Annotated in this window: 7 protein-coding genes and 2 pseudogenes; all 9 read right to left on the minus strand. The window is 70.9% G+C overall.

What is annotated here, in order from left to right:
- Positions 1 to 319, minus strand: a pseudogene (locus VJS38_RS18620) (ribonuclease E/G); the annotation flags it as partial.
- Complete coding sequence (locus VJS38_RS18625) at positions 316 to 903, minus strand: Maf family protein (RefSeq protein ID WP_324089647.1); 588 nt, start codon at positions 901 to 903, stop codon at positions 316 to 318. The pseudogene VJS38_RS18620 and the gene VJS38_RS18625, both read right to left, overlap by 4 nt.
- A 13-nt stretch (positions 904 to 916) precedes the next feature.
- The gene (gene infA / locus VJS38_RS18630) at positions 917 to 1,135 is read right to left on the minus strand and encodes a translation initiation factor IF-1 (protein ID WP_111458197.1); all 219 of its coding nucleotides are present in this window, start codon (positions 1,133 to 1,135) and stop codon (positions 917 to 919) included.
- Positions 1,136 to 1,259: 124 nt separating this feature from the next.
- Positions 1,260 to 1,709, minus strand: coding sequence for a low molecular weight phosphatase family protein (locus VJS38_RS18635; RefSeq protein WP_324089652.1), 450 nt, complete (start codon positions 1,707 to 1,709; stop codon positions 1,260 to 1,262).
- Between the two features lie 21 nt (positions 1,710 to 1,730).
- Positions 1,731 to 2,207 (minus strand): UPF0262 family protein, encoded by a 477-nt coding sequence (locus VJS38_RS18640; protein ID WP_324089648.1) that lies wholly within the window; start codon positions 2,205 to 2,207, stop codon positions 1,731 to 1,733.
- A 217-nt stretch (positions 2,208 to 2,424) separates the two neighbouring features.
- Positions 2,425 to 3,042, minus strand: a complete 618-nt coding sequence (locus VJS38_RS18645) for an SH3 domain-containing protein (RefSeq protein ID WP_324089649.1) — start codon at positions 3,040 to 3,042, stop codon at positions 2,425 to 2,427.
- Positions 3,043 to 3,148: 106 nt separating this feature from the next.
- On the minus strand, positions 3,149 to 4,441 hold the full coding sequence (hisD, locus tag VJS38_RS18650) for a histidinol dehydrogenase (RefSeq protein WP_324089650.1): 1,293 nt from the start codon (positions 4,439 to 4,441) through the stop codon (positions 3,149 to 3,151).
- Between the two features lie 9 nt (positions 4,442 to 4,450).
- The gene (locus VJS38_RS18655) at positions 4,451 to 4,882 is read right to left on the minus strand and encodes a DUF2948 family protein (protein WP_324089651.1); all 432 of its coding nucleotides are present in this window, start codon (positions 4,880 to 4,882) and stop codon (positions 4,451 to 4,453) included.
- Positions 4,882 to 5,367, minus strand: a pseudogene (locus VJS38_RS18660) (UDP-N-acetylglucosamine 1-carboxyvinyltransferase); the annotation flags it as partial. The gene VJS38_RS18655 and the pseudogene VJS38_RS18660, both read right to left, overlap by 1 nt.

The raw sequence follows: 5,367 nt of genomic DNA on the forward strand, positions 1-5,367 counted from the left end.
CGGGCCCGAGCGGGCGCGCGATCGCCAGCTTGCCGCGCCGCGGCTCGCCGCGGATCTCCACCTCGATCACCTGGCCGCGCACCGGCCGGCTGTCGGGCTTGAACTGCAGGATGGCCTCGCCCCCCTCCCCCAGGTCGAGGAAGGCGGTGGAGAGCGAAGGCTCGACGCTGGCGACGACGGCCGCGACCCGCGCGCCCAGCCACAGCCGCGGGTCGTCGCCCTCACGGCGAATCAGCAGCCGCTCCGGCGCGCCGTCCAGGGTGACCACCCCACGGGCTTCGCCGAAGCCCTCGTCGAGGAAGATCCGCCGCTCGCTCATGGACGGCGGAAGCCCAGGCCGGTCAGGAGGTTCATGGTCTCGTAGAGCGGCAGGCCCACGACGGCGGAATAGGAGCCCTGCAGGGCGGTGACGAAGGCGCCGGCCTCCCCCTGGATGGCGTACCCGCCGGCCTTGCCCAGGCCCTCGCCGATCTCGAGATAGCGGCGCACCTCGTCGGGCCCGAGCCGCTTGAAATAGACCCGGGTCTCCACCAGCCGCTCGGCGCGCCGGCCGTCCGGGGCGACGACGGCGACGCCGGTCAGCACGCGGTGCGCGCGGCCCGACAGCAGCTCCAGGCAGCGGCGGCCCTCGGCCTCGTCCTCCACCTTGGGCAGGACGCGGCGGCCGACGGCCACCACGGTGTCGGCGGCCAGGACATAGGCGCCGCCTTCCGCGGCGGCCACGCACGCGGCCTTCTCGGCGGCCAGCCGAATCGCCAGCTGGCGCGGGGTCTCATGGCGCTTGGGGGTTTCGTCGAGCTCCGCGCCGAGCACCGCGTCGGGCGCGACACCGATCTGGCGCAGGAGATCGAGGCGCCTGGGGCTCGCGGAGGCCAGCACGAGGCGTTGGTCAGGGCGCGTCAAGACGCTGCCAAAATCAGCGTACGCGGAAGGTGATGCGGCCCTTGGTCAGGTCATAGGGCGTCATTTCGACGAGGACCTTGTCGCCGGCCGAGACGCGGATTCGGTTCTTGCGCATCTTGCCGGCGGTGTGGGCGATGATCTCATGGTCGTTCTCGAGCTTCACGCGGAACGTCGCGTTGGGCAGGACCTCGCTGACCGTGCCCGGAAACTCCAGCAGTTCTTCTTTCGCCATACCTGCTCCCAAGCGAACAAAAACGACGGCTCGCCCCCTTGCCACGGGCGGCGAGCCGTTCACAGCATCAATAAGTATAGCGCACGCCTGCGGGCGAGGTCGATGGGCCTGCTTCAGTTCAAGCTCAAGACCGGAACCGGTCGGCGATCCGCTCGGCGAGACTGTCGCGCACCATGCGGTAGGCCTCGAGCCTGGCCTGGCGCGAACCCTCGGTCAGGGTCGGGTCGTGGATCGGCCAGTATTCGATCTGGGCGGCGCGCCCGCGGGCCATCTCGACGGCGCGGTGCTGCGCTTCGGGCGTCAGGGAGATGACCAGGTCGAAGCTGTCGTCCTCCAGCTCATCGAACGTCTTCACCCGATAGTTGGTAAGATCGCAGCCCACCTCGGCCATCACCTCGGCGGTCAGCGGATCGACCGCCAGCGGCTCCTTCGGATCGACGAAGCCCTCGGGCGGGCGCCTCAGCCCGCAGCTGTCGACATAGATTCGGTCCCCGGCCAAGCGCTTCAGCAAAGCCTCGGCCATCGGCGAGCGCACCCGGTTGAAGTTGCAGGCGAAGAGCACCGCGCCGGGCATGGAGGAGGCGTCCGACACCGCTCAGGTCCGACGATGAAGGGCGCAGATCAGCGTGAACAGCCGCCGCGCGGTGTCGAGGTCGGTCTCGACCTTGCCCTTCAGCCGGGTCATCAGCAGCTCGGAAGCCTCGTTGTGCAAGCCGCGCCGCCCCATGTCCAAGGCCTCGATCTGCGCCGGCGTCGCGTTGCGGATGGCCTGGAAGTAGCTCTCGCAGATGATGAAATAGTCACGGATCAGCGAGCGGAACGGCGACAGCGACAGGATGTGGCGCCGCTCGTAGTCCTTGCCGCTGACATCCAGCACCAGCCGGTTGTCCATCAGCCCCATCTGCAGGTCATAGGGCCCCTCGCTCGCGCCTTCGGGGGCGAAATAGTTTTCCTCCAGCAGGTCGAAGATCGCGATCTGCCGCTCCTGCTCCTGGTCGCGCGAGGCCGCGGCGAGGCTGTCCTCGTCGAGCTGAACGCTTTGCAGGCGATGGGTCGTGCGGGGCTGGGCCATGGGTCCAAAGAGCGGCGCGCCCGCACCTTTAGGCCATTCCGGGCCGGTACGTCGATCCTCCCGCGCCGGCCCTCCCCTTCATGGGGATGGACCGACCGCCAAGCGGTCAAGGTGAGGAAGTGTGGAGCAAGAGCGCCAAGCTCGCCGCTTGATCCTGACTTCCTCACCCTGCGCGCCTGACGGCGCGCTGTCCCTCCCCATTATTAAGGGAGGAAGATCAGTACGACGCGTAACGGTCGCTGTCGGTCCGCGTGTAGTAGCCCTGGACGTAGCCGACGCCGACGCCGTCGCGGCCGACCAGGATCCAGTCGGTGTCGCGGACCTGGGCCAGCGCCTCGAAACGCTCACCGCGATGGAGCTTGCCGACGCGGCGGCTGTCCTGGTCCGGCGCGGCCCGCAGGTTGACGGTCTTGGTCGCGAACATGGCGCTGTCGAGCCGCTTGTAGCTGGCCGGCGCGACGCCGCGCGACAGCGGCGGGCCGTCGCGGCGATAGTCCCGCGGCGCTTCAACCTGGTCGTTCGCCGCGGCGGCGCGGTCCTCTTCATTGTGCTGTATCTGGCAGCCGACGGCCGAGCCGGCCGCCGCGCCGACCGCGGCGCCGACCAGGGTCCCGGTGGTGCGGTTGTGGCCGGAGACGCTGTTGCCGAGAAGGCCGCCGGCCACCGCGCCGAGCATGGCGCCGCCCGCCTGCTTCCCGCCGGGGGCCGCGCAGCCGGTGACTCCAGGGATCAGGGGATCGGCATGGGCCGGAGAGACCGCGGCCGCGAGGCCAGCCGTCGTCAGCAGCGCCGCGAACGCGGCCCCCGCGGCCCGGTGTGTCGTGAAAGTGCGCATCAGAATTTTCCCGTTCAGCTGTGTCGCAAGGCGTCGCCGCCTCGATGAACGGGAAGCTAGGCCGTTCAGGCTGAACGGCCGCAGAACCAGTGTTGTTAGCTGCCGTTCAGCTTGACCGTGAACGCCCCAGGCGGATCGCCGCCGAGCGGGCGTGCGCCGGCAGCCCCTCGGCCTCGGCCAGCGCCACGGTGTGCGGCCCCAGCACGGCGAAGGCTCCGGGATCGCACTTCACGATCGAAGTGCGCTTGAGGAAGTCGTAGAGCGACAGGCCCGAGGAGAAGCGCGCCGCGCGGCTGGTCGGCAGCACGTGGTTCGAGCCGGCCACATAGTCGCCGACCGCCTCGGGCGTGTGGCGTCCGAGGAAGATCGCGCCGGCGTGGCGGATCTGGGCGGCGAGCGCGTCGGGATCCTCGACCGCCAGCTCGACGTGCTCCGGCGCGATCAGGTCGACGAGCCGAGCCGAGGCCTCGCGCGGGGCGATCACCACCGCGCCGTGGTCGCGCCAGGACGCCGCGGCGTCCTCTCCGGTGGCGAGCTGGCCCAGTTGCTCCTGCACCGCAGCCTCGACCTTGGCGGCGAAGGCCTCGTCGTCGGTGATCAGGATCGACTGGGCGGCGGGGTCGTGCTCGGCCTGGGACAAGAGGTCGGCGGCGATCCACTGCGGGTCGTTGGCCGAATCGGCGACCACCACGATCTCGGAAGGCCCGGCCAGGGCGTCGATGCCGACCGCGCCATAGACCCGCCGCTTGGCGGCGGTGACGAAGGCGTTGCCGGGGCCGACGATCTTGTCGACCGGGGCGATCGGGCCGGCGCCGTAGGCCAGCGCCGCAACCGCCTGGGCGCCGCCGACGCGCCAGATCTCGGTCACGCCGGCGACCTTGGCGGCGGCCAGCACCGCCGGCTGCAGCCGGCCGGGCGGGGTCACCATGGCGATCCGCGGCACGCCTGCGGCGGCGGCCGGGACGGTGTTCATCAGCACCGTCGAGGGATAGGCCGCGCGGCCGCCGGGCACATAGACGCCCACGGCCTCCAGCGCCGTCCAGCGCCAGCCGAGCTCGACGCCGGCCTCGTCCTTGAACCACTGGTCGGCCGGCCGCTGGCGCTCGTGATAGGCGCGGATGCGGGCCGCGGCGAAGGCGATCGCCTCGCGGACCTCCGGCGCGCAGGCGGCGAAGCCCGCCTCGATCTCGGCCTCGGAGACGCGGATGTTCGTCTCGTCGATCTCGACCTTGTCGAACTCGCGGGCGAAGCGCAGCAGGGCGCCCAGACCTTCGGCGCGGACGGCGGCCAGCACGTCCGCGACGATCGCGTCGACGTCGCGCGGCGTGTCGCGGCGCTCCTCGACGAAGGCGTTGAAGCCGGCCTCGAAGCCGGGGTCGGAAATATGGAAACGGCGCATGGTCTTTATTTAGAGCTCGTGGGCCGGCTTGCGAGGCGTCGGCCAAGGTTGAGAGACGTCCGCCAGCACGGCCTCGACGCATTCCACGCTCGCCCGCAGGTCGCCGCCGCCGGCGCAGGCGATCGTCACCATCCCGCCCGGAGCCTCGCCCGGCTCGAAGGTGATGGCGAGAATATCCAGCACCGCTTCGGGCGCGTCGCGGCGGATCCTGCGCGTCTGGAAGCCCAGCACGCCGGCCAGCTGCAGCGCCGAGCGGACGCGTTCGCCGCCGCCCGCCTCCCAACGGTAGCGGTTGAAGGCGATGGTCAGCCGCCGCGCCTTGGGCTCGTAGTCGATGTCGCCGATCTTGACGACGGCGTCCTGCAGCGCCGCCGAGATCACCGCCAGGTCGTCGGCGTCCTGGGCGAGCAGCTTCAACGGCGGGGGCTGGGCGGCGGCCATCAGTCCTCCACGGGCTCCCCGTCGCCCTTGAGGCGACGGATCTGGGCGCCGCAGGCGCCGAGCTTCTCTTCCAGGCGCTCGAAGCCGCGGTCGAGGTGGTAGACGCGGTTGACCATCGTCTCCCCCTGCGCCGCCAGGCCCGCGATCACCAGGCTGACCGAGGCGCGCAGGTCGGTCGCCATCACCTGGGCCCCGTCGAGCTTGTCGACGCCGCGCACCCGCGCCTCCCCGCCGTGCACCGAGATGTCGGCGCCCAGCCGGCCCAGCTCCGGCGCGTGCATGAAGCGGTTCTCGAAAATGGTCTCCTTGATGACGCTCTCGCCCTCGGCCAGCGTCATCAGCGCCATGAACTGCGCCTGCAGGTCGGTGGCGAAGCCCGGATAGGGGTCGGTCTCGATCTCCACCGCCGTGAGCCGGCCGCAATCGCGCTTCACCGTCAGGCCGTCGTCGTGCTCGACCACCTCGACGCCGGCCTCGCGCATCTT

This window comes from Phenylobacterium sp., assembly GCF_035276905.1.
GTDB lineage: Bacteria > Pseudomonadota > Alphaproteobacteria > Caulobacterales > Caulobacteraceae > Phenylobacterium.